22 protein-coding genes and 1 pseudogene are annotated in these 23,517 nt (G+C 40.0%); 12 read left to right on the top strand and 11 right to left on the bottom strand.

Annotated elements, in window-relative coordinates; translation table 11 throughout:
• Positions 1-91 precede the first annotated feature (91 nt).
• Positions 92-640, bottom strand: a complete 549-nt coding sequence (locus tag N6H06_RS10580) for a GNAT family N-acetyltransferase (RefSeq protein WP_213029027.1) — start codon at positions 638-640, stop codon at positions 92-94.
• Between the two features lie 391 nt (positions 641-1,031).
• Between N6H06_RS10580 and N6H06_RS10575 the strand changes: the two genes are divergently transcribed.
• The 7 genes from N6H06_RS10575 (at position 1,032) to N6H06_RS10545 (ending at position 9,059) form a co-directional block, all read left to right on the top strand.
• Positions 1,032-2,774, top strand: a complete 1,743-nt coding sequence (locus N6H06_RS10575) for a sigma-54-dependent transcriptional regulator (RefSeq protein WP_213029026.1) — start codon at positions 1,032-1,034, stop codon at positions 2,772-2,774.
• 127 nt (positions 2,775-2,901) lie between these two features.
• The gene (dapA, locus tag N6H06_RS10570; RefSeq protein ID WP_238583340.1) at positions 2,902-3,801 is read left to right on the top strand and encodes a 4-hydroxy-tetrahydrodipicolinate synthase; all 900 of its coding nucleotides are present in this window, start codon (positions 2,902-2,904) and stop codon (positions 3,799-3,801) included.
• Entirely contained in the window at positions 3,798-4,967 is a 1,170-nt protein-coding gene (locus N6H06_RS10565) for an iron-containing alcohol dehydrogenase (protein WP_213029025.1), read from the top strand. The genes dapA and N6H06_RS10565 overlap by 4 nt, the downstream gene beginning before the upstream one ends.
• 134 nt (positions 4,968-5,101) lie before the next feature.
• Positions 5,102-6,052, top strand: a complete 951-nt coding sequence (locus tag N6H06_RS10560; RefSeq protein ID WP_263706420.1) for a phosphoglycerate dehydrogenase — start codon at positions 5,102-5,104, stop codon at positions 6,050-6,052.
• An 18-nt stretch (positions 6,053-6,070) separates the two neighbouring features.
• A complete protein-coding gene (locus N6H06_RS10555; RefSeq protein WP_062749027.1) occupies positions 6,071-7,084 on the top strand; it encodes a tripartite tricarboxylate transporter substrate binding protein in 1,014 nt (337 codons plus the stop codon).
• Between the two features lie 10 nt (positions 7,085-7,094).
• Positions 7,095-7,553 (top strand): tripartite tricarboxylate transporter TctB family protein, encoded by a 459-nt coding sequence (locus tag N6H06_RS10550; RefSeq protein WP_263706417.1) that lies wholly within the window; start codon positions 7,095-7,097, stop codon positions 7,551-7,553.
• Positions 7,554-7,571: 18 nt separating this feature from the next.
• Entirely contained in the window at positions 7,572-9,059 is a 1,488-nt protein-coding gene (locus tag N6H06_RS10545; RefSeq protein WP_263706415.1) for a tripartite tricarboxylate transporter permease, read from the top strand.
• Between the two features lie 396 nt (positions 9,060-9,455).
• On the opposite strand, the gene N6H06_RS10540 is transcribed toward N6H06_RS10545, so the two are convergent.
• The 3 genes and pseudogenes from N6H06_RS10540 to N6H06_RS10530 all read right to left on the bottom strand — a co-directional run bounded on the left by N6H06_RS10540 (position 9,456) and on the right by N6H06_RS10530 (position 10,579).
• Positions 9,456-9,929, bottom strand: a complete 474-nt coding sequence (locus N6H06_RS10540) for a DUF3278 domain-containing protein (RefSeq protein WP_062749032.1) — start codon at positions 9,927-9,929, stop codon at positions 9,456-9,458.
• A gap of 3 nt (positions 9,930-9,932) precedes the next feature.
• Positions 9,933-10,127: pseudogene (locus tag N6H06_RS10535) on the bottom strand (helix-turn-helix transcriptional regulator).
• A 125-nt stretch (positions 10,128-10,252) separates the two neighbouring features.
• Positions 10,253-10,579 (bottom strand): antibiotic biosynthesis monooxygenase family protein, encoded by a 327-nt coding sequence (locus N6H06_RS10530; protein ID WP_062749034.1) that lies wholly within the window; start codon positions 10,577-10,579, stop codon positions 10,253-10,255.
• A gap of 334 nt (positions 10,580-10,913) precedes the next feature.
• Here N6H06_RS10530 and N6H06_RS10525 point away from each other — a divergent pair, with 334 nt between their 5' ends.
• Positions 10,914-11,231 carry a PadR family transcriptional regulator gene (locus N6H06_RS10525; protein WP_213029022.1) on the top strand — a complete coding sequence of 106 codons (318 nt, stop codon included), beginning with the start codon at positions 10,914-10,916 and terminating at the stop codon, positions 11,229-11,231.
• Positions 11,228-11,950 carry a DUF2812 domain-containing protein gene (locus tag N6H06_RS10520; RefSeq protein ID WP_263706409.1) on the top strand — a complete coding sequence of 241 codons (723 nt, stop codon included), beginning with the start codon at positions 11,228-11,230 and terminating at the stop codon, positions 11,948-11,950. The genes N6H06_RS10525 and N6H06_RS10520 overlap by 4 nt, the downstream gene beginning before the upstream one ends.
• Before the next feature lie 425 nt (positions 11,951-12,375).
• Here the strand turns inward: N6H06_RS10520 and N6H06_RS10515 are convergent, their stop codons facing one another.
• Complete coding sequence (locus N6H06_RS10515) at positions 12,376-13,593, bottom strand: MFS transporter (protein ID WP_263706407.1); 1,218 nt, start codon at positions 13,591-13,593, stop codon at positions 12,376-12,378.
• Between the two features lie 426 nt (positions 13,594-14,019).
• Between N6H06_RS10515 and N6H06_RS10510 the strand changes: the two genes are divergently transcribed.
• Together N6H06_RS10510 and N6H06_RS10505 are read left to right on the top strand one after the other, a co-directional pair.
• Complete coding sequence (locus N6H06_RS10510) at positions 14,020-15,912, top strand: sigma 54-interacting transcriptional regulator (RefSeq protein ID WP_263706405.1); 1,893 nt, start codon at positions 14,020-14,022, stop codon at positions 15,910-15,912.
• Positions 15,913-16,178: 266 nt separating this feature from the next.
• Positions 16,179-17,339, top strand: a complete 1,161-nt coding sequence (locus N6H06_RS10505; RefSeq protein ID WP_263706403.1) for a mandelate racemase/muconate lactonizing enzyme family protein — start codon at positions 16,179-16,181, stop codon at positions 17,337-17,339.
• A gap of 116 nt (positions 17,340-17,455) precedes the next feature.
• Here the strand turns inward: N6H06_RS10505 and N6H06_RS10500 are convergent, their stop codons facing one another.
• The 3 genes from N6H06_RS10500 to N6H06_RS10490 all read right to left on the bottom strand — a co-directional run bounded on the left by N6H06_RS10500 (position 17,456) and on the right by N6H06_RS10490 (position 20,648).
• A complete protein-coding gene (locus N6H06_RS10500; protein WP_263706402.1) occupies positions 17,456-17,932 on the bottom strand; it encodes a hypothetical protein in 477 nt (158 codons plus the stop codon).
• 155 nt (positions 17,933-18,087) lie between these two features.
• The gene (locus N6H06_RS10495; RefSeq protein WP_263706400.1) at positions 18,088-18,966 is read right to left on the bottom strand and encodes a GNAT family N-acetyltransferase; all 879 of its coding nucleotides are present in this window, start codon (positions 18,964-18,966) and stop codon (positions 18,088-18,090) included.
• 782 nt (positions 18,967-19,748) lie between these two features.
• Positions 19,749-20,648 carry an endonuclease/exonuclease/phosphatase family protein gene (locus tag N6H06_RS10490; protein WP_263706398.1) on the bottom strand — a complete coding sequence of 300 codons (900 nt, stop codon included), beginning with the start codon at positions 20,646-20,648 and terminating at the stop codon, positions 19,749-19,751.
• Between the two features lie 418 nt (positions 20,649-21,066).
• Between N6H06_RS10490 and N6H06_RS23180 the strand changes: the two genes are divergently transcribed.
• Complete coding sequence (locus N6H06_RS23180) at positions 21,067-21,186, top strand: hypothetical protein (RefSeq protein WP_404830345.1); 120 nt, start codon at positions 21,067-21,069, stop codon at positions 21,184-21,186.
• 512 nt (positions 21,187-21,698) lie between these two features.
• On the opposite strand, the gene N6H06_RS10480 is transcribed toward N6H06_RS23180, so the two are convergent.
• The 3 genes from N6H06_RS10480 to N6H06_RS10470 all read right to left on the bottom strand — a co-directional run bounded on the left by N6H06_RS10480 (position 21,699) and on the right by N6H06_RS10470 (position 23,448).
• Positions 21,699-22,013, bottom strand: coding sequence for a hypothetical protein (locus N6H06_RS10480; protein ID WP_263706396.1), 315 nt, complete (start codon positions 22,011-22,013; stop codon positions 21,699-21,701).
• Between the two features lie 158 nt (positions 22,014-22,171).
• Positions 22,172-22,303 (bottom strand): hypothetical protein, encoded by a 132-nt coding sequence (locus tag N6H06_RS10475; protein WP_257006975.1) that lies wholly within the window; start codon positions 22,301-22,303, stop codon positions 22,172-22,174.
• 5 nt (positions 22,304-22,308) lie between these two features.
• The gene (locus N6H06_RS10470) at positions 22,309-23,448 is read right to left on the bottom strand and encodes an AimR family lysis-lysogeny pheromone receptor (RefSeq protein ID WP_263706394.1); all 1,140 of its coding nucleotides are present in this window, start codon (positions 23,446-23,448) and stop codon (positions 22,309-22,311) included.
• Between the last annotated feature and the right edge of the window lie 69 nt (positions 23,449-23,517).

Genomic DNA, 23,517 nt, shown 5'->3' with positions numbered 1-23,517 from the left:
TTTTTTCATAAATTTAGAGTTAGAGAATGATCGGTTTGATTTTCCTAACTACAGCACTTACACGCTTTCATTAAAGGGAATCTTTGCAAACTTATTTATAAGGATTTATCAGTCCATAGCAAACAAGGTCCTCAAACGCATCGATTTTATAAATATGTTCTTTTAACGTTCCCTCATAAACCATTCCACACTTTTCCATAACCTTTCCAGACGCAGGATTTGTTTTGAAATAGCGTCCATAAACACGGTGATAATGCTTTTCTTTAAAAGCAAATTCAATAACCGCCTTGGCCGCCTCCGTTCCGTACCCCTTTCCCCAATAAGGTTCTCCTATCCAGTAACCGATCTCGCCGTTTTTATGTTGCTTATCGTTTGTAATGGCAATAGCGCCATACAACTGCCCGCTCTCTTTATCCGTTATAGCAAATTCGTATAACTGGTCTAATTCAAAGTTTTGCTCATGATTCGCTATCCATGAAAGGGCGCATTCAATTGAATACGGATAGGGCAAATGTAAAGTGCTCTTATAAAGGTTATAATTATTGCACAGTTCAACGACATTATGGGCATCTGCCTTTGTAAACAAACGCAAACGCAATCTCTCTGTCGTGATTATTCTGTCCCCACGATTATAGACCATGTAGTCCATCCCCCCTAAATGATTGTCCTTCATAAAACAGCCTTGAAATGGTATCACACAGTATAGCATAAAAAGAAGCCGTTTAAGCATGTTCATTCTTCATTGATCTCAAAAAATTTTCGATATTCCAGCTCTCTACTTTTAAAACTTATAAACATGCTGCTTTTAGGCTTTCATTTCTTCAACTAATTCACATAAGAACTGCACACCTAAATCTTAGAACGTTTGATTGTCCTCCTTGTTTCATTTTCCTAGCAATTGTTTGCTACGACTAAGTGTTGTACACAGAAATTATGCTTCAAAAACGCGACAAACATGAAGGTTATTCTATGGATCGCTTTGACACTGTGTTATAATCGTTTCAAAATGAAACAAATTATTGGAGGACGACATGAAACTCTTAGCAATTGCGCCGTACGAGGGACTACGACAACTGTTTTTAAGAGTAGCGGAAGAGGAAGGACTATCGATCAAAGCAGAAGTAGGCAATCTAGATGAAGGTGTTCGTCTAGCCAAAAAAGCGGCTGATGAATCGTTTGATGTCATTATAAGCCGCGGAGGAACCGCAACATTGATCCAACAACATCTATCCATTCCTGTAGTAGAAATTGAAATATCCGGGTATGACTTATTAAAAAATTTGCTATTTCTAAAAGAATATCCCGACAAAAAAGCGATTGTCGGTTTTCCGCAAATTACAAACGGGGTCCAACTCATCAATGAATTACTGGATGTTTCCTTTTCCACTGTAACCATCCATAGCGAGGGAGAAGCAGTACATGCTTTAAAGAAACTAAAAGCACAAGGTTTTGAAAGCGTTTTAGGCGATGTAATCACAGTTAATGAAGCAGAAAGACTAGGGATGAATGGATTTTTATTGTCGTCTGGTGAAGAAAGTGTCCGAAAAGCGTTTAATCAAGCCAAACGAGTCGTGAAAGCATTAGGGCGAGACCGGTTAAATTATGAGCTTCCGCTATCTTATTTACATGAACAAGAACGAGGCCTTATCTTGTTAGATCAGAACAACGACGTTTGTTTCATAAATGAATTCGCTAAAAAATTTCAATTAATGGAATTCATAAACGACCATTCTTTTATGCGCCAGTTAAGAACGCCCCGTGACACAGGCGCGTTTTCCTGGCCCGACGACCACTCCGTGTGGTATATCCGCTATAAGACGATTGGCAACCGGGGATTGGCAATGGAGTTTGCCCAACTGAACAAACGTATGTTCAACGACCACCCAAGACCGATCATTATCGGATCAGATGACCCGATTATTAAACAACAAATGAAGAAATATTTATCTTCTACGTCAACAGCTATTCAACGTACATTAAAAGCGGCAGAAGCTTTTTCGGCTTACGAGGAACCGATTTGGATTGACGGAAAACCTGGGACAGGCGCAGAAGCGTTGGCATACCACATCACATTTCAGCTATATCCCGCTGTCGAACATATGATTGTTATTGAATGTTCAAGAATGAATGAGCGTCCGTATCAAGAAGGGGTGCAAGAGTTGTTGTCTTTTTTTGGTGCAGAGCAACTCGCGGTTCTTGTGAAGGGGCTGTCTGAAGGGACTGACGAAGCGCTTAAGGCATGTAGCTCGCTTTTTCAGCAAGTACGTGAGGGCCAGCCTGTCTTGCTGTTAGGCAAGAGAAAGCACCGCATTGCCAAGCAGCTTGGATTAAAACAACTTGGCGGCGAATTACAAATGCCCGCTCTACAGGAAAGAATTGACGACATTGATCTTTTGTCAAGACTGGCGCTTCATGAAATGAATATGAATTACGGCAAGCAGATTGTCGGATTTCGCGAAGCTGCTTTGCACGCTTTAAGAAACCATCACTGGACAGAACACATTGATGAGCTCTGGCAAGTGATTCAAGATGCAGTAAAAACAGCGGATTCGTCTTATATCGACGAAACATTGCTCACGCCATTCCTTCGCTCAAAGGAGACGATTCCACCTTTCCATTTAACGGGAACGATGAAAGAAATCGAGGAGAAAATTATCTATCATGTGTGGCTAGAAGAAGGAAAAAAACATTCGAAAACGGCAGAACGACTAGGGATGAACCGGACGACACTCTGGCGAAAACTAAAAAATGCACAAGAAGGGGCTACTGACTAGCCGCTTCTTTTTTGTTTCAAAATGAAACAAAAATAAGAATACTAGTGAAATGTACGTTGATAAATGAACCATCCCCCGATATACTTTTTTGTAAGCGTTTCAATTTATGACTAGGAGGTGCTTATCGTTGAATCATGTATCAGGCATTTATGCTGCGCTGTTGACACCATTCCATGAAGATCAATCGATTCACAAAGAAGCATTGCAGCAGCTTGTTGCTCGGATGATTGACAATGGCGTTCACGGGCTATTTGCACTAGGAACCAATGGGGAATTCCATACATTAACTCCCCAAGAGAAATACGAAGTTGCAACAATCGTTCTTAAAGAAGCAAAAGGAAAAATTCCGGTGATGCTTGGTGTTGGGGGCAATTATACGGAAGAGGCCATTCAACTAGCAAAAGGGTTTGAACAGCTCGGCGCAACCATGTTTTCTGTGATCACGCCTTATTTTATGCCACCAAACCAAAGCGAACTGGCGAATTACTTTGAAGACATTGCTAACGCGACCGAAGTACCGATTTTCTTATACAACATTCCCTCAAAAACAGGAGTTTGTATTGATCCGTTGACTGTCGCACGTTTGGCAAAACACCCGAACATCTATGGGATTAAGGACAGCAGCGGCGACTTCCAATTAATTCAATCATACATTCAACACACACAAGAAGAAGATTTTGTTGTATTTGCCGGGACGGATTCGCTGATTTTGAAAACGCTCCAGGAAGGCGGAGGCGGGGCCGTTGCGGCAACGGCAAACGCGTTGCCCAAACTCGTCTCATCCATATTTACTCATTTTAAAAATGGACAATTTGACGAAGCCGAGAAAGCACAAGCTCAACTCCAACCATTGCGGGACACATTTTCTCTGAGTACCATCCCTGCTTCGTTAAAAAAAGCGGTCGAACTGTCAGGGATTCCTGTTGGCCCGCCTAGACGGCCTGTCCAACCTGTTGATTTCAAAGCCTTACGCCAAATTGAAACAATGATGCGTACATATCGAGCAGAAGGAGTATTAGACGAATGAATATACATTACCAATTTCAAACGGCAGATAAACTCATTGCTGGTATTGGTGTGTTTGCCGAATTAGTCAGTCACTTGCAAAAGACAGTCCCTTCTATTGAGCGAGTACTCATTGTCACGCAACCTTTTGTTAAGAAACTGGATTTTTATCAAGTGATGACCTCTTCCCTTGAGAAGGCTGGCCTTTTATACGACGTTGTTACCGATGTAGAACCTGAACCGACAGAAGCCAATATTGAAAACATAAAAGAGCGTGTACGCCATTCGTCATACGACGTGTTGATTGGTTTAGGAGGCGGAAGTGTTCTTGACTCGACCAAATTACTGTCTGTGTTGTTGTCAAACGCATGTACCATTCAAGATATCTTAGGAACGGATCTTGTAAAAGAACCTGGCATTCCGACTGTGCTCATCCCAACCACGTCGGGCACTGGGTCAGAAGTGACGCCAAATGCGATTGTGACCTTTCCAGACAAAGAGCTGAAGATTGGCATTGTCAGTCGCCATTTGTTGCCTGTGCTCGTTGTGCTTGACCCACTATTAACGGTGTCCCTTCCTAAACCAATTACAGCCGCCACTGGGATGGACGCATTCACCCACTCGTTGGAGTCGTTTATTTCCAATAAAGCCAATCGATTTAGCGACATGTTTGCGCTTGAATCAATACGGCTCATCTCCGCCGGGATTCAGACAGCCTATCACGATGGCAGCAATGTAGAAGCACGTGAAAAAATGCTCATTGGCTCGGCGTATGGCGGAATGGCATTGACCGCCGCTGGTACGGCAGCTGTGCATGCAATGGCTTATCCCCTTGGAGGAAAGTTTAAGGTGACACATGGCGTCGCCAATTCGATGCTGCTCCCACATGTGATGGCGTACAACATGGACGCCATTGTCGACCGCCTTGCTCAAGTAGCTGAACCAATGGGCATTCAACTGAATCAAGGAGCAACGGCCCAACAAAAAGCAGAAGCAGTTGTACAAACGATAAAAGACTGGACAGCCGAATTTTCAATCCCACAAGATTTAACTCAATTCGGCGTAAGAGAAGATGATTTGGAGAATCTGGCCATAGCCGCTGTACAGGTGAAACGCCTTATGGACAATAATCCAAAAGAAATGACGGTCAACGATGCGATTCAAATTTACAAAAAGCTACTTGCTTAATCTGAAAACGGACACCATTTCAGGTGATTTGACAATAATGCAGAGCCGACACAGACAGGCGCATTTTGCGCCCTGTTCTGGCCTGGATGTGGCCATTTTACAGATAGCACAAATACATGAGAGAAGGTGGAAGAATGAAAGTCATTTGTACATCGCCGTCATTTGCCAAGCACTCTAACAAGCCAATTATCCGCTTACAGCAAGAAGGAATAGAACTCGTTCGCGTTCCTCCGGACATTTCACAAGCGGAGTTTGTCCAAGAAGCAAAAGGAGCCGAAGCAGCGATCGTCGCCTTCAACAAAATAAGTGATGCTGTATTGGCGCAGCTCCCTGACTTGAAGGTCGTTGCTAAACACGGAGTGGGGGTAGACAACATTGACGTAGCTGCAGCAAAAAAACATGGCGTGATCGTCACCAATGTACCAAACGCAAACAAGCATGCTGTTGCCGATTTTGCCTTTAGCTTACTATTGTCACTCGCGCGGCAAATTCCGAGTGGAACCGATATAACAAAAAAAGGCGAATGGCCGTCTTTATTTGGAGCGGATGTCTATCAGCAGACACTTGGAATTATCGGATTAGGCGCAATTGGCAAAGAAGTGGCACGACGCGCAAGTGGATTTGCCATGAATGTACTTGCTTATGACCCTTATATTGATCGGACCTATGCAGATCAGAACGGAATTGAAGCCGTTTCATTGGAGGCGCTTCTCCAACAAAGCGATTTTGTCACGGTTCATATTCCGCTTTTGCCAGCAACGAGGCATTTAATTGGAGAACGAGAATTGCAGCTTATGAAAAAAAGTGCTTATCTCGTCAACGCCTCGAGGGGAGGAATTGTCGACGAAACAGCATTATACGAAGCGCTACAAACACAACAACTGGCAGGCGCAGCACTGGATGTGTTTGAAAAGGAACCGCTTTATAAGTCACCGCTCTTTTCGCTAGATTCATTTATTGCTATGCCCCACGTGGCTGGCTATACGCCTGGAGCAATCAATACGCTCAGCCACACTTGTGTTGACCAGATTATCGCCGTGTTAAAAGGAAAAGGGGATCTTATTCATGTCGTTTCCGGTCCTTAAACGAAGGGAGAGAAAATGATGATAAAACAATTGGCAGGATTAGGGCTTAGTTTGCTGCTCCTCGCAGGGTGCCAACAAACTACAGAGCCTGCAGCTGAAGTAAACCAAGGCGAAGGCAAACCGAGCGATAGTTTTCCGACTCGGACGGTTCGGATTGTAGTTCCGTATGAAGCTGGAGGCGGAAGTGATGTGACCGCGAGGAAACTGGCTGAAATCATAACGAAAAAAGGTTTGCTGCCAGGTGGAGATCCGATCGTCGTTAACTTGCCAGGAAGCAACACCCGGAGTGGGCTTCAAGAAGTCATGAACGCAGACCCGGACGGGCACACGATTTTGTTGCACCATTCTTCACTAAATTCGATGAACGCACTAGGTATGATCGATATTAACCATGATGATTTTCAAATCGTTTCCCAGATAGCAGAAAGCCCGCTTTTACTTGTAGGTTCATCAGATTCAGAATGGACAACCTTTCAAGAATACATAGATGCAGCAAAAGCGGACCCACGTTCTGTCCGTGTTGGACTTCCTGGTCTAGGACCGGTTTCCCATCTGGCATATGAATACTTTACACGTGTGGTAGGCGTGAATGAAGAATTTGCCATTGTACCTTACACTGGGGGAGCGGGTGCCACAACGGCCTTAATGGGTGGACAAGTGGATATGCGTATGTCAGCAACGTTAGATGCTGTGAATTATGCTGAGTCAGGAGACATTGTCCCTCTAGTCACGACCAGTTATGAGGAACACCCTCACCCGCTGTTGAAGGAAGCAACGACGATGAAAGAATTGGGCATTGATTTTGACCTTAATCTCATGTACGGAATATATGCGCCCAAAGGCGTACCGGATGACCGCCTCGCTATACTTGCCAGTGCCTTTGAGGAAGCCGTCAATAGTGAAGAGTTCCAAGAGTATGGAGAAGCAATGGGACTTGAACCGCTTTTTCGAGAGGCAGACGAATACGCTGACTTGCATGATAAACATCAAGCGATCTTCGATGACATTGCTAAAGAAATTCAAGTAGAGTAGGAGCCTGTATATGAAACGATATAGTGTCCAACTAATGTTTATTGCCTTTTCCGTTTTGCTTTTTGTAAACGGTATCACATCTGTAAAAACACAAACGATTCGTGAAGATTTATTAAATCAACGAGATTATATGCTCCTTATTGCGGCAATGATTTTTGCTTTTTCTTTGCTTAGCATTCTACTTGAGTTTCGAAAAGCAAACAAGGAGCAAACGAAGCCTCTTTCATTTGGCGTCAATAAGAAAGTTGTCGTGATTATCGGCGTCACTTTTCTGTTTGCCTTAGGTGTCACATTTGTCGGTTTTTTTACATCAACGGCCTTATTTACATTTGCCATTACATTTTACTTAAGCGAGAAATCGAAAGCCAGCCTAGCAAAGTCCATTTCGTTTTCCCTTGGCTTAACGGTTGTGCTGTTCATCGTCTTTGATCTCATTAACGTGTTTTTTCCAAACACATTGCTTATTTAGTCAGGAGGAACAAAATATATGGACGCACAAACAGCATTTGGAATATTCATAGAAATCATCACAAGCTCTGCTGTTTTATACATCCTTGCAGGAACAGCACTAGGGGTTTTTTTCGGAGCGTTACCCGGTTTAACTGCAACGTTAGCGATTGTGATTTTATTGCCGTTCACCTACGGAATGGATCCCGCCTCAGGAATAGCAATGCTAATTGCCGCCTACATTGGCGGAATTTCAGGCGGTGTAGTGGCATCGGTATTGATTGGCATGCCCGGAACTCCATCTTCGATCACGACCGTGTACGACGGCTATCCTATGGCCAAAAAAGGCCTTGGTGGCAAAGCGCTGGGCATTGGCGCAATGGGCAGTTTGATCGGCTCTCTTGTCTCGCTCTTTTTCCTTGTTACGCTGGCTCCTCAGCTAGCGTCTATTGCTTTACGTTTCAGCCCAATTGAATACACAATGGTCATTTTGTTCGCGTTTATTACGGTCGCTGGCCTAACAGGAAACTTTCTAAAAAGTTCACTCGTTGCCATCGTTGGCTTAGGCATTGCCTTAATTGGCTTTGACCCCCTCAATTCTGCCGAACGAAACCCATTTGGCTTAGATGTATTTGCGGGCGGCATCACTGCCATCCCAGCAATGATTGGTTTGTTTGTCGTGTCAAAAGTGTTTATTGAACTAGAAGGCGGACATCAAAATACAATTATTCCAAAAATCTCTATGAAAAACATTTATCCAAAACTAAGTGAAATTCGCGCATCCTGGACCAATTACTTGCGCTCGAGCCTAATCGGAACCTCGATTGGCATTTTACCAGGAATCGGCGGAACATTGGCAAATTTCGTTTCCTATGATCAAGCAAAAAAAGCAAGCAAAGAACCAGAGACATTCGGAAAAGGAAATGTTGACGGGCTGATTGCCTCCGAGACTGCCAACAACGCCGTCATTGCCGGAAACCTGATTCCACTGCTTGCCCTTGGGATACCAGGAGATTCAGTGTCGGCGATTCTGTTGGGTGGTCTACAAATTCAAGGGCTCCAACCAGGGCCGTTGTTGTTTCAAAACCAGCCGGAATTCATCGTCAATCTATTCATTTCTTTCTTTATCGCTGTCATTATGATGTATGTGCTTATGATGACAGTAGGCATTCGCCTCTTCCCGCGAATGCTGTCTCTAAAGAAAGTCTATCTGCTTCCGTTCGTGCTTGTAATGAGCATTGCTGGCGCGTATAACATTGGCTATCGCGTAGAAGATATTTGGATTATGATCATCTTTGGCGTCATTGGTTACGCCTTCCATAAGCTTGATTTTCCGACGCTTCCGTTGGTCATCACGTTGTTGCTAGGCTCCACTTTTGAAATGAACTTGCGCACATCGTTCATTCTAACAGAAGGAAGCTTGGTGCCGTTTGTCTCGCGTCCCATCTCACTCATTTTCGTTGTGCTGACAATCATTAGCCTGTTGTTTATCATACGTTCAAGCAGAAAAGCACGGCAGGAGGCTTAGGTGTGACTAGAGTAGTCGTCGCCTAAAAAACTAATCATTCAAAGTGTAGGGGCGAGTCAAGGTGGAAATAAAGTGGTTTTATGAGCAAAGCCTATGGACGGGATGAACAAGAAGGATTTGAAGTAACTATCGTCGCTTGGAGATGTTGATAAAGACATTCTCTCCCTTCTCTTGATTGCTTTAAGGAGTGAAAATCGTCTCAATGCTTGCTAAGGAAGCCGACATAGTGAATAAACTTTGAAATTCTCCTCGCTAATACTAGAGTAGTTTCTTTAATTGATCACCTTCTAGAATTATGTAGAATTTATCTTGAGTCTTCTTGGTACTGAAATGACAGGGTCATGCTCGTTTGACACTCCATCCTTGCCAAGGAGGCTCTGATTGTTTACCCATCTTTTAATATTCGTCATCTAGTAAGTCTTTGTTTTTTTTATAAGATCGGTGTAAAGAAAACATATTTAATAAGAACATCAAGATGCACGCTATTACACCTAGACCTGACAAAGTTATAAGATCTCCAATTGTTTTTGGGAGACCAGTTACCAAAATGGAAAGTAGAGAAAATATAAAACCGAAAGTGATTGAACTGCCTACTATCTTTCTTCTTTCACTTTGGAAATCAGTACTAGTAGCTACATTACTAAATTCTGTACCACTACTCACATAACCTATTAGAATATATGTGATCGATACAACAACAGGAATAAATAATGCTATTGAAGCATCCATATTCAAAGAGAATATAGTTTCCGCCAACATGAACACAACACTCATAAGAATACTTATTACAAAACCCTCTGCTAAAAAATTCAAAAGCTTTTGCTTCTTATATTCATCGTTAGGAAGTAAATATTTTATCCATGACTTCATGCTTCAAACCTCCCAAAATAATTGGTCTAATGATGCCTTAGCGATAGCTATACATAGTTTAAGAGACGAATTATAGCGATTTCTTTCGATCAACCCAATCGTTTGTCTAGAAACATTTACTTTATCTGCAAGTTCCCCTTGAGTTAGTCCTCAATCCCTTCTTGCCTGCTTCACTCTGTTCTCCAAAAAAACGCCCATCTTCTTATTACAGGTTTACTGTAACATAGAGAATGCCCAATGTAAAATATATGTTGCATTTTGTAAGTTTAATTTTTCTTTAATAAAGTATTTATTTCTTACGACCCTCCATTTTTTCGCCTTTCTTACATCTCAAATAAATAATCACGCTCTACTTTGCATACACGTACGACGAATCGACTATACCACTCTTTTTTTCCACGTTCTTGAGCGACTTGGTGAGCTGCATGTGCTTTCCAAGCGGCGATATCCTCGAGTGTTTTCCAGTAAGAAACGGTAATGCCCAAATTTGAATCTCTTGCACTTTCGATCCCTAAATAGCCTTCTTGTTTACTTGCTAATTCGACCATTTTTGCTGCCATAACACCATAACCATTGTCCCCTTCCGTTCGCTCTGAAGCAAAGACAACCGCATAATAAGGCAATTTATATGTACGTGCTAAGTGACTCATTTCCAACCACGCTCCTTCCTTATCAATACTGGGACGTACAATTATTATACGTTAACCGGAAAAGCCGCAAAACCTAACCTCTTCTTTTCATTTGCTCTTTTTGCGAAAATGATTAGGTCTTTCCTCGTATCGCTGCTGCTTACGCTATTCGAGAAGTCTTTATGGTTGGCTTTCTACTTTTGCGAAGGGCCGATTGTATGGGTCTTTTTAGACGTATCACAAATTGATGTATCAAATTATGATATAACTATTGCTTTTTATATCGTATATTGATATATTGTTATTGGATATATCACTGCTTGATACAATCTCATTAGAGAAGTGAGGTGAGCTTTTGAAAACAACTGAGCTGTTAACCGATTCAATGTTTTATATTATGGCTGCTTTAACGAAACCGAGGCATGGTTACGCTATTATGAATTTAATTGAAGAAACAACAAATGGCGCGATCACGATAGGCCCTGCTTCCATGTACACGATTATAAAGAAGTTATTAAAACAAGAATGGATTTATTTGTATGACGGATCGGATTCAAGACGTAAAACATATTTACTTACCGAAAGAGGCAAAGAAGTGCTAGAGGAAGCCGTGAAAATTAGAAAAACGGTGATTCAATTGGCAGAAAAAGGATTACAGGAGGCTGGAGAATGAGACAAACAAAGTATATGATGTCAGGTGGATTAGCCTTTTCTGAGGACAAGGACATGGAGAAGTTACGGCAATTTTCTTTAAAGGGCTGGCATGTCAGTGACTTTAAGTTTATGGGATATACACTTGAAAAAGGACAAAGCGCAGATTACATCTATAGTATTGATTATCGTTCATTAAATGAGGAGGAAGCAGGAGAATACTTTGACTTTTTTTCTTCTGCTGGATGGACGCATATTGCTTCACAAGGAAATTTTCATTTGTTTCGCGGGTTACCTGGTACCAAACCGATTTATAGCGATCAGGAAACAGTGATTGAAAAACATAACAACGCTGGAAACTCTATAAAATGGACCGCACTCTCAGCAGTCTTATTATCAATACTCTCGTGGTGGGGGGCATTCTTAAGCTCCGGTTTTTTACATACGACACTGGTTGTAATAGCTACCGTACTCACTATAATTGCCATTCCAACCGCTTGGACAGTCCTTGCAATTTACAATAACAAATGGAAGGCAGAAGGAAGAAAAAGTTTAGTGAATCTAACGAAGATGGTCCCGCCTCTTCTTTTCCTAGTTGCGATGACTACATTAATAATTGCCACCGGCACTGACAGCCCCGTTCGCCTTTTAGCCTATATAGTAATTGGGGCAATTGCGTTTCCGACTGCTATTTGGATGATCATGTCTCTGAAACATAGATTGGGAGGAAGGAGAGCATAGGGAAATGTCGTAACATATGTAGGGAAGTCCTCTTGGTGAAAACATAGGCATTCCTACTAAATGAGGCTTTGAGGCTATGCTTATCTAAAATAGAAAAAAGACTGCTCAAAAGGTCGCTTCACTATGGCCTTTTGAGACAGCCTCTCTATAGCCCAATCTCCACTAGGATGATTCTTGGTGATAAATGCGCTTACATGCTTACCATCCTTGATTCGCCCCTTCTCTAATTAGTTCAAAGTGATTGCCCGCTTGATTTTCTAATCCGCCGAGTGCAACGCCTTGCGGTGCCTAGTAGATTATACAGACGTATGAGTTCCGTAATGCCCTTGGAATAAGGACTACGTGTCTAAGAAAAATACCTATTTTTTTATATCCGCCTGATGTTAGTTACGTGTATCCAAAAGTAATCTTTTCGTGTAGCTGGATTAATAGTTTGATGTGTAATTTTTGTACGTTTTCCCTTTCCATAAAGTGATAAGAGCAATCATTAAACCAACAATCGAATAGTACAAAATCACGTGTTGAACATCAATACCTCTAGACACAAGGAATGTTACACTTGCATAGGCAAGTGGATCAAAGCCATTCATTGCTAAGAAGACAATGCTCATAACCCTCCCCATAATACGAGGATCAGTATCTTCTTGTGCTGAAGTAAAGAATGGGATTGAAACAAATGTCATGGTAAATCCAATTAGGAACGCTAATGCTGTCAAAATATACAAATTAGGACTTTGGCTAAATGCGATAGCTACGAGTAATGTTGCAATTAATCCAGCAATGGAGGTTAATCCCCTACGGCGTACTTTGACGATACCAATTATTGCTGTGCTTACTAGCATTCCAACCCCTAAAGCAGCCTCAATGTAACTAAGATCAATCGGCGACCCTCCATACGTTTCCACTAGAATTGGAATGGCAATCGATATTGCTCCGAAGGCAAAGAAGTTTAACGTAATTAAGATCAGAATACCTGTGAGTAAAAATTTACTTGCTTTTACATAGGAAAACCCTTCTATGAAATCTTTAAAAGGTGTTTGTTTAACTGTATTGTCTACCGGACCTTCTTTTAAGAAAGGTGGAAACATAAAAAAGGCAGATAAAAGTACAATAATAGCCGAGACTAAATAACCTGTTGTTACGCCACCAAATTCCATGACACTCCCAGATATAACAGGTCCCATTATAAAACCAATCTGACCCAATCCTTGAAGAACGGCATTTGCTTGTTTTATTTGGTTTTTCTCTACCATTTTGGGGATTAATGATGTGCCTGCTGGTCCAGAAAACGCATCTAATGTTCCAAAGAAGAATCCCAAAATGATGAGATATTCAAATGTTAACTGATTTGCATTGTTCAATAAAAATACGATAACTAGTAGAACTCCTTGGATGAAACTCGTACTGAACATGATTGTCGTCTTCTTGAATTTATCAGCTAGAACTCCACCGAATGCCATCATAAGAATACGCGGCACAGTAATGGCAATGAGTATAATGCCTAAAGAACTAGAAGAACCTAAATCAGAAATCACAAACCAAGTTGTTGTCATGAAAAACATGCTAAAACCGATAAGCGCTAAAAAACTTCCGAGAAACAGAAGTATAAACCGGCTATTTTTAAATAATGATTGTTGTTCCATTACATAACCTTCCTCCTTGTTTTAATCTATAAGCAATCATAGATTGTGACGTAATGTCGTACGCAATCTTTTTTTAAAAAAAATATCCTGTGTTTTCGTTACTATAAGCAAGTGTATTGATTGTAACCTTACGCAACAAAATATCATTCAATTTTGCAAAAGTAGGTTGGTTCAACGGTGAGAACATTATGCTTACACTGAAGGATCACATACCATATAAATAAAAAAGCTCCAAGAGCACTCAAATGTGAAGAGTTTACTTGGAGTCTTTGAACGGCTGCCCCGGAAATCAAGAACGGCTGCCCCCAAAATAAAGTTAACATTGTTATAATAAACATACATTTTGTATCGGCCAATTACTAAAATGCAACATAGTAAGTCTACATTTTTGAATAGTAATTAGTAAGATATAGCTGGAGGGTTATTATGAAAGAAATTTTAGTAATAGCACCGTTTGATTTAACAGATGCTCAAATCGTTAAAATGGAAAACTCTCTAAAAGAACTCCCTTATCAATTCCGTTTCATGGAAACGTTACTTCCTTATGAGAAAAACCTCGACACAATATCTCCATCGACCAGCGCGATTGTTTCAAGAGGTGGGTTAGGTGAATTTCTCCGAAGCCATACCTCTATCCCATTCATTAAAATTCCCGTTACCCCATATGATCTGCTCCGTTCCATTACTTCTGTATACAATAAAGGCTATCAACGTATTCAGGTCATGTTTTTTGCTGGGATATTTAATGATATGGATTTTATTGAATGTGACTTCGGTTCATTACAAATTAATATAGAAAGTTATCGAGACCAAGCTTATGCAAAAGAATACATTAAACAGTTAAGTAAAAGGAAAACAGCCGATGCCATTATTGGGGACAGGTTTGCTACTGAGGTAGGTAGTGAAGCAACTATTCCTTCTTTTTTAGTGAAATCAGGTGAAGAAGCACTTGTTTTCGCTGTTGAACAAGCGATTGAAACATTAAACATTCAATTCGAAGAAGAAGCTAAAACAAAAGAACTCGATTCGATTCTTCAAGTTGTCCCTCAAGCGGTTATAAACGTCGATGCAAATGACAACATTAAAATGTTTAATGAACAAGCTAAACATATTTTTCCAGAATTGAAGGAAGCGTTACCTGAATTCAATTACACCGATATCTTTAAGAGTGAGGAATTGCAAGATCAACTTCAAGCCCGAACGATTCAAAGAAACATCCTGACACCTATTAACAATCAACAAATGCTCGTAACCACCACCCCTATTTTTTCTAACGATATGTACGTTGGTGCGATTCAAGTATTCGAAAGACTAGCGGACTTTCAGAAACTGGAGATGAAAATTCGAAAAGAAGTATACAAAAAAGGACTTACAGCAAAGCATACTTTTGCAGATATCGTTTGTGAGAATAAGGAAATGAAGAGATTGGTTAGCGAAGCTGCCGCCTTTTCACGCTCAGAAGGTTCTGTCTTAATCTATGGAGAGACAGGCACAGGCAAAGAATTATTTGCTCAAAGTATTCACAATGCAAGCGATCGACATGCCCAACCTTTTGTATCATTAAACTGTGGGGCATTAAATGAAAACTTACTTGAAAGTGAATTATTTGGTTATGAAGATGGTGCTTTTACCGGCGCACTAAAAGGTGGGCGCGCAGGGTTATTTGAAATGGCCCATGAAGGGACCCTATTTCTTGATGAAATCAATGAAATGCCCCGTAGTTTTCAGATAAAGCTTTTAAGAGTATTGCAAGAAAAGGAAGTCCGTAGAGTAGGAGGGGCAAAGAACATCCCTGTCAACGTACGTATTATCTGTGCAACCAATCAACCAATGGATGAGCTAATCAGTCGTGGAGAATTTAAAGAGGATCTTTATTACCGTATCTCTACTTTAACATTGGACTTATTGCCTTTACGCAACAGAAAAGAGGACATTATCCCTCTCGCTACCCTTTTTTTAAATAAAGAAATGGAAAGAGAAAACCGTTATTTAAAAATCAATGATGCAAACAGCGCACTTCGGCCATTACTCTCTATGAATTGGGATGGGAATGCACGTGAATTACAAAACTTTATGAAGAGATTGGTCATTACTTATCAAGGAAGTGTGATTACAGCAGAAGGAGTCCATTTGCTATTAAACAAGGCGAAAAAAAAGAGTGGAGAAGTAACCATTCCGATTTCAACCTCTTTTAAAGAAATGGAACGTCACCTTTGGGCACAACTATACAGCCAATTTAATGGAACAAAAAAGGAATTCTGCAACCACTACAAAATTAGCCAAACCACTTTATGGCGCAAACTATCCATTCAAAAATGAAATCATGATTTCATTTTTGAAATGAATAAGTAGCCTTTTATCCGATGTATTGTCTGAAAAAAACCGTCGAAAGATCTATTCTACAAAAAAGTTGAGTTATTAATTGATGACTCAACTTTTTTGCATATAAATTGCATAAAAGCAAAGAAAGGCAGTTTGCAAATCCGTTTACTCAAGCCAAGATAGAATTTTTGGCACAGTTATTGCGTGAACAAAAGTGAGCATTCCCCCACTACCTCATATTTGGCTAAGGAGAGGATTTGTAAATGAAAATTGTAGATGTTGTAGAGAGAGCAGTGCCAATTAGCAGTAATATCGCCAATGCTTTTATTGACTTTAGTAAAATGAATGCCTCCATTGTGGCGGTAAAGACAGATGTTATTCGAAACGGTAAACCAGTAGTAGGCTACGGTTTCAATTCCAATGGTCGTTATGCGCCGAGCGGCATTTTAAGAGAGCGATTTATTCCTCGTTTATTAGAAGCAAAATCAGAAGATATCTTAAATGAATCAGGGACCAACTTCTCGCCCGAAAAGATTTTTGACATTCTAATGGCAAACGAAAAACCAGGAGGGCATGGTGAAAGAACGGTTGCGGTTGGAACACTAGATATGGCTATTTGGGATGCAGTAGCTAAAATTGAGGAAGTGCCACTTTATAAACTATTGGCTGATCAATATGGAGACGGCACGATTGACGAGAAGGTCTTTGTCTACGCCGCTGGCGGTTATTACTTCCCAGGTAAAGGGTTGCCAGAACTTCAAGATGAAATGAAAGCCTATTTAGATATGGGTTACTCAAAAGTCAAAATGAAAGTTGGAGGCGTACCTTTAAAGGAAGATCTAAAACGGATTGAGGCAGTTATTGATGTCGTAGGTACGGGACAGAACCTAATGGTTGACGTGAACGGCCGATTCAATCTAGAAGAAGCGATTGAATTTGGAAATGCGATAAAGGACTATCATTTATTTTGGTATGAAGAAGCAGGAGACCCGTTGGATTACAAATTGCAGGAGGAATTATCGAAAGTTTACCCACACGCAATTGCGACTGGTGAAAATTTGTTCTCCCTTCAAGATGCCACTAACTTAATCCGTTATGCAGGTATGAATCCAAAGACGGATTTCCTGCAATTTGATTGCGCGCTTAGCTACGGACTAGTGGAATACATGAAGATATTAAACATGTTAGAAGATAACGGATGGTCTTCTCGCAATTGCATTCCACACGGTGGACACCAAATGTCATTGAATATTGCAGCAGGATTGAAATTGTATGGGAACGAATCATACCCTGGTATTTTTCAACCATTTGGTGGGTTTGCTGATGGGCATGCAGTGGAAGACGGCTTCGTTACATTGCCAGATGCGCCTGGAGTTGGTTTTGAAGCGAAAGAGAATTTATATGACCTATTAAAAACGCTGTAACCAGTATGGAGATCAAAGAGATATATGGCTTATATATCTCTTTGTTTCTCTACTTTGTCCATCACTCTCAATTGATTTATTTAGGCGCTAGCTGTGCAAAAACTCTTTGCAACTCATTATAATACGTCCCTAGAGTAGCTATTGACTACAAGTTTGTCCACAAGCAAATCAACTATTTCTGGTTTTTGATCCAACATATAATAAGACTGAGGCACAGTAAATCGGTCAACCTTACTTTTTAGTTCTTCCAATGATACTGGAGAAAATTCGTATACTTTTTTTATTGGTATAGCTACACCTTTTCCTTTGCCCAAATATGCCCTTATTCCCACGAAAGATCCTGGCTCATCCTTCTCTGCAATTTGACAAATTTCATTAGCAGATCCAAAAATAGGCTGTCCAAACTCAACTAGTCCGCTTATAGCTTTCCTGGTCTTTGATATGTATATAAAACACTTCGTAGGCGTTTTCCTGAAACTTTTTCTGTACTCGAAACCTTTTTCTCCTGACAACATCTTCTCAAAATATTCTTCTCTCAGACTCAGCAGCACTAATTGATCCATTTTGTTTACCAAATCAGAAACTCTCTTCAATTCATTCATTCCTTTTTTGGAAAAATGCCCTTAGTTGGTGCTATCAAACACCAATTCTGAAAACTAACGACAACCATTTCCCGTTAAAATTCCACAACTTCATGAGTTTTGGCTTGCAGAGCTTCAATCCAAGGGCACGACCTCTAACACTTTTTTTAATGTCGCACGATGTCATAACTAATTAATTTGTACTTCTCCAAGAATCCGACCGATTTGTATAAATGAATGGCGGCTAGATTGTCTCCTCCAACACATATAGTAATTTCCTTAATTTCAGAAGAAGAAAAGAGATGGTCGATTGCCACTCTTATTAGCGTTTTACCTATCCCTTGTTTTCTTAGTTTCGTTGACACAGCAATATATTCAATATTGGCTTCCATATGTTTAGGGTTTGCTTCAATATAGACATACCCTTTAATAGCATGTTCATTTTCCGTAACAAAGAATAAATGGTTAAAGTCATTTAATCGACTAATAATGGTATTTGCATCAAAATAGGTTGTAGGAAATACTTCATTATGGAGATTGATAAAAGATTGACGATAGGCATCAGAGTAAGTTTCAACATCGCTAGGCGTGTGATTAATAAATCGATCTCTGGTAATTCTCAAAACCAAATCCGACCCTTGATCTATGCCTTTATTTTGTACCACAAACTCTTTTACAAAGTGGTTATCCTCATTCAAAAAGAAAGAAAATGTCTTTATCGTATGAGGTGTTTTCGAAACAATCGTTTCCCATAACTCTTGGGCTATATGGATATTTTCGCCCTCAACAAATGGCCCCCATACGTCCGCACATCCTTTTTTTAAGTCAATATCCAAACCTATGGCACCAACTATACGAGAGTGATTATAAGCAACCAAAAATGAATCTTTCAACTCCAAATCAGAAAAATCATTCATTAAATGATCGTATATTTCTTCCCTATCTTCCCCACAAAAGCCAATATGAGAACTTCTTTTATTGTTCATTTCTTCTAGGAAGATAGTAAGATCTCTTATATTGATTGGGGGTGTTATACGAATATTCATTGGGATCAACCTTTCTAAACAAATTATGTTTAGCTATTCGTTCGATTAAACCTAATACAAATAATAAAGGATGTCAATAGATTGCTTTTTGTTTTTTCTGAATTTATCATAAAAAACTGCCCCTGTGCCTTCTTCACAAACCTTTCGGAGAGTGCGTCCCATTAATCATTTTTGCATCTAAGCTTCCAAACGGACGTGAAACGCTGACCCCTACTTTTCCATTCTGTATCAAATTAGTAATAAACAATCTTGAAGAAAAAATAAGGATGTTCACTCATGCGGTTAATGGAAAGTTCATTAAAAATGATAGAAGACTGCTATCGTAAAAAAGGATTTGCTCTCACATACATTCGAGTTAACCCCGTATAGAGGAAAGATTAAATTTCCTATTACCTTTCATTGTTAAAAAGTTTTTTTGAATAAAATGATGAGACTACTCAAGCTGTTTCGAATGCCAGATCACGGGTTTAAAAACTAGAGGGAAATAAGACCAATGAAAAAGCATACCCGATCTGAAGAGGTATGCTTCTCATATTCTATTAGGTTGCTCATTCTTTCTTATCTTCCTGTTGAAGGAATACTTTACGAAGAATCAGTTCATTAATAACCTTTTCAATAAACAATTCCTCTTCTTTGTTAAAAGCACTAGGGAATAAATAAGGATTAGGCTCAAATAAAGAACTTTCACCTTTTTCGAGTTGTTCCAGCGCTACTTCATCTAAAAGTGGTGCGACTACTGGTTTTAAAAAGAAGCTGCATAGACAGCCTCTTTTTATTAGTACCTATTCTTCTCCAAGCTTAAATTCTGCAATGACTGGAAAATGGTCACTTGGGTACTGCTCACCATTGCGATAATCATTAATCCCAATGGATTCAGCTAAAATGTTCTTTGTTAGAACCCAATCAATTTTATTATCGGTTCCACCACCTGTGGGATCATTAAATCCATTGAATGTACCTAACTCTTCGTTTATTTTTTCTTCAGCATAATCCCACGGATCTTCAAACAATCCTTCTCCCGTTAAAATTCCATGAGAAACACTATCTGGAGTCGTGTTGAAATCACCCGTTAGTATAATCGGTAAGCTTTCATCATACTCATTGACTTTTTCTATAATCAATTCAGCACTTTTTTGCCTTGATTCTTCCGATCGATGATCAAAATGCGTATTCACGAAATAAAACTGTTTGCCGGTTGCTTCTTCTTCAAACTTTGCCCATGTGACCATTCGAGGGATTGTATTTCCCCAAGAAGTCGAGCCGACTACATCTGGCGTATCGGAAAGCCAGTAATGACCTGTATCAGTTGGTTTGAAACGGTCACTTTTATAATAAATTGCCATGAATTCCCCATCGGTTCCACCTTCTCGACCAATTCCAATCCATTCGTAATCAGGTAAGTCTTCATCAAGGTGAGTAACCTGATCATAAAGAGCTTCTTGCGTGCCTAAAATATCTGGCTCTTCTGTTTCTAAAAAGGACTGAACTGTAGGACGCCTCTCACTCCAACTATGAGGCGAAGGGTCGTTTCCCCCGCTATTGCGCAAATTAAACGATATTACTTTCATTTTACCCAACTCCTCTTGGTTTTCCGAAGCATGTACTTGCTCATCAGTACCTAACAGATAATTTACTGAGGTCAATACAGCAAGAGCAACCCCTACTTTCAAAACTTTCCTCACAGAAAAAAACCTCCAATTGGTTTAAGTTGTCTAAACAAGAAGGAACTTCTTTCATTTCGTCTATTTTTACCCTTCTATATGAATCCGTTGTTTCCTGTTATTAAATCATTATTTAACAAACTCAATTTTTTCTTAACAATGAAAGGTAGGAGTTGCTATTTGTCCTTTATTTCTTATCTGATCCGGCTGTTACAGGTTCTTTCGATTCTTTTGCTTTCGGTTCAAAGTTAGAGTTAGGCTTATGACCCGTTTCCACGAAATCTTCTGCAAGTAATGATAAACGATATTGCAAAGTTGCCATTTGCTTTGGCTTTTTGCTGTAATTTTGGATTCACTAGTTTCACTGGTTTATTGAAATCAATTTCTTTCAGATCAACATAATCAGGTTATATGCGCTCATGAGCTTGGACATGCTGTCTTGCACCCGGAAGCTAACACCCCTTTTTTGAAACAGCATACATTCTACTCCACAGACGTATTGAGCAAGAGACGAACTATTTTGCGGCTGAGGACAAAACCGTATCATCGGCAGAGATAGGCACGAATACGGTGTGCCGTATGAAGTCATCAAAAATTTTTAACCTAAACACGAACATACATCCTCTCCTGTATTAAAGGAGGTGAGCATTATCGGAAAGAACGCACTCCATGTATGATGTTAGGGATTAAGAAAGGAGGAAGAAAACAGTAAAAGGAAGCATTGAGAAACGCGGAGAATAGACCTTGAGGCTACCCATCCAGATGGGAAACGCAATCTACCACAGATCGAGAATGCGAGAAATATAGCCCATTTTGTCCCCAGCTCCATTTTTAGACAAAAATAAAAAGCCTTCATAAGGCTGAAAGGCTTGGTGTGTAAGGTTTGAGAAAAGCTTCCAAGCGGACTTGAACCGCTGACCCCCACCTTACCATGGAGTGTTGCAGCGGTGTCATCAAATTCCACCCGTGTTCTTATGCGCTTTACAGCAGGGGTTTGCACCACCTGCTGCCTTCTCACATTAAGAAATATCAATAATTCGCCACCTGTTCGCCACCTGAGTGGCGAGTTTTTCACCTTAAGTCAATTATACGAACTAAGGCTATGTATTTTTGACCATGGTAACTTTCTATATATCCCTTGTCCCCCACAATCTTAGTTACGATTGTCCTTCCAATAGGTGGCATCGTTTGGAAATCCAATCTTAGTTTGTACCCCTTTCTTATTCCTTTTTCAAGAATTTCGTTTGCCGCATAAACAAATGAGGCATTGATATACGGTTTATTCAGTCGCCATCCCTGGTCGGTGCTTAGTTGGTCAACGCTCAGAATTTCGTATTTTTCACTTGTATTAGCATTTTTCTTAACTTTTACCTCGATTAAATCCATATTTGACGACGCCCCCTATTTAAATTGTTTTTTGTGCTCCTATTTAAATAGGAAGTAACTAGTTTTCCTATCCAAATAGGAACACAAAGGCGCCGCTAGGACGCCCTAAACTAAAGTTACAGTTATAAAATTTTAATTATTTCTGTAACTTCATGCCGCTAAGACCCTTGAATCGGATTAGACGGGCCACTTGTTGGTACTGTATTAATAGTTTCTGTTACGTATGCAGTTGAGGCGAAAAACAGAGTGGACAACGACAATGCGATCAATACTTTCTTTAGTGATTTCACCTAATTCACCCCCTTTCCGCAAACTGGTAAAACTCTCTTTCAAAAGCACGTTTAAAGAATGTTTTACCATCCCTTACAATTATAGCGTGTCCTTCAATGAAGTATGACATGTCTCTGAATGCCATCCCTTTATATAACAATGTAAAAGCGTCTTTATCATCAAGTTTAGATAGCACTTCGCAAGCCTTTTCCCTGTCACCTCTAACTAATAATTGGTGGGCTAATTCACCATCTTTTAAATTCTCTAAGTCAACAATATCCTTATGATAGTTATGCACAAACACAAGATCGTTTTCTAAAAGGTTTTGCGCATAATCGCTATAGCCAGCCAACTTAAACAATTTAGCAGCAGTCCTGATGTTCTGTAGGCTTTCTTCCTTCCAATCGTACATCTGTGCTTGTCCTCTAATTAAATGGGCGGATGCAACAAGAAAAGTTGGTGACACTTTATTTTTTATTACATATTCGGTATGTTCCAGTGCTGTTTCCACGTCATTCTTATAGTAAAGGACAGCGTTTGCATGTAAATTAAAAAAACGAATTTTAAAAGACTCTTTTATAAAGCCGTCCCTTAATTGCTTTATTTTCGTTTCTATTCTGTCGCACATCCTCAACAAAGATTTGTAATCCTTTGTATAGGTGCTCACTGCTTCTATAAGGTCTATCTTGACTTTCACTTCATCTGAGGTGACTTTACCATATAAGTTTCGACAAGCGTCCATTACGTCGTATGGACTCATTGTTTTGCGGCGTTTGTTAAGATCATACACCTCTAACCACTCGCGTATCTCACCTTTTTTATGCCCCGCGTGAAGAGCTAGCAAATTGCTAGTCAAATCATGCCTTTCGTAATTGGAAGCGTACTCTAAAGCGTTCATAATTCCTAAAGGCTTTTCCAACTTCAAGCAGTAATTGTCCATAATCTCTAAATACTCACTCGCTGCCAAATATCGAATTAAGTTAAGTACAGTCGAAAATTCCAGATCATTTTTCCCTTTGGCAGAAAGAAAACGCGATATGTACTCTTTTCGGATACCTGTAGAGTTGCTCACATCTATTTGTTGTAATTTTTTTTCGTTCATATATGATTTTACAACTTGATATAGATATTCTGCTGATTCAATAGTCGCTTTGGCTACAACCATATTTACCCCCCTAGTTACATTTTTGAAATTTTTAATTTTTATGTAACTGAATGTCAGAATAATAGTACT

It is taken from the genome of Shouchella tritolerans (assembly GCF_025770735.1).
Taxonomy (GTDB): domain Bacteria; phylum Bacillota; class Bacilli; order Bacillales; family Bacillaceae_D; genus Shouchella; species Shouchella tritolerans.
This window is presented reverse-complemented; position numbering and strand designations above follow the sequence as displayed.

Coding starts and splice junctions, on each gene's coding strand:
- N6H06_RS10560 (WP_263706420.1), top strand. CDS start 5,102: ATGAAAGTCATTTGTACATCGCCGTCATTTGCCAAGCACTCTAACAAG.
- N6H06_RS10505 (WP_263706403.1), top strand. CDS start 16,179: ATGAAAATTGTAGATGTTGTAGAGAGAGCAGTGCCAATTAGCAGTAAT.
- N6H06_RS10565 (WP_213029025.1), top strand. CDS start 3,798: ATGAATATACATTACCAATTTCAAACGGCAGATAAACTCATTGCTGGT.
- N6H06_RS10550 (WP_263706417.1), top strand. CDS start 7,095: ATGAAACGATATAGTGTCCAACTAATGTTTATTGCCTTTTCCGTTTTG.
- N6H06_RS10495 (WP_263706400.1), bottom strand. CDS start 18,966: ATGAATATTCGTATAACACCCCCAATCAATATAAGAGATCTTACTATC.
- N6H06_RS10480 (WP_263706396.1), bottom strand. CDS start 22,013: ATGGATTTAATCGAGGTAAAAGTTAAGAAAAATGCTAATACAAGTGAA.
- N6H06_RS10515 (WP_263706407.1), bottom strand. CDS start 13,593: ATGGAACAACAATCATTATTTAAAAATAGCCGGTTTATACTTCTGTTT.
- N6H06_RS10575 (WP_213029026.1), top strand. CDS start 1,032: ATGAAACTCTTAGCAATTGCGCCGTACGAGGGACTACGACAACTGTTT.
- N6H06_RS10530 (WP_062749034.1), bottom strand. CDS start 10,579: ATGAGTCACTTAGCACGTACATATAAATTGCCTTATTATGCGGTTGTC.
- N6H06_RS10555 (WP_062749027.1), top strand. CDS start 6,071: ATGATAAAACAATTGGCAGGATTAGGGCTTAGTTTGCTGCTCCTCGCA.
- N6H06_RS10470 (WP_263706394.1), bottom strand. CDS start 23,448: ATGGTTGTAGCCAAAGCGACTATTGAATCAGCAGAATATCTATATCAA.
- N6H06_RS10540 (WP_062749032.1), bottom strand. CDS start 9,929: ATGAAGTCATGGATAAAATATTTACTTCCTAACGATGAATATAAGAAG.
- N6H06_RS10510 (WP_263706405.1), top strand. CDS start 14,020: ATGAAAGAAATTTTAGTAATAGCACCGTTTGATTTAACAGATGCTCAA.
- N6H06_RS10545 (WP_263706415.1), top strand. CDS start 7,572: ATGGACGCACAAACAGCATTTGGAATATTCATAGAAATCATCACAAGC.
- N6H06_RS10520 (WP_263706409.1), top strand. CDS start 11,228: ATGAGACAAACAAAGTATATGATGTCAGGTGGATTAGCCTTTTCTGAG.
- N6H06_RS10580 (WP_213029027.1), bottom strand. CDS start 640: ATGGTCTATAATCGTGGGGACAGAATAATCACGACAGAGAGATTGCGT.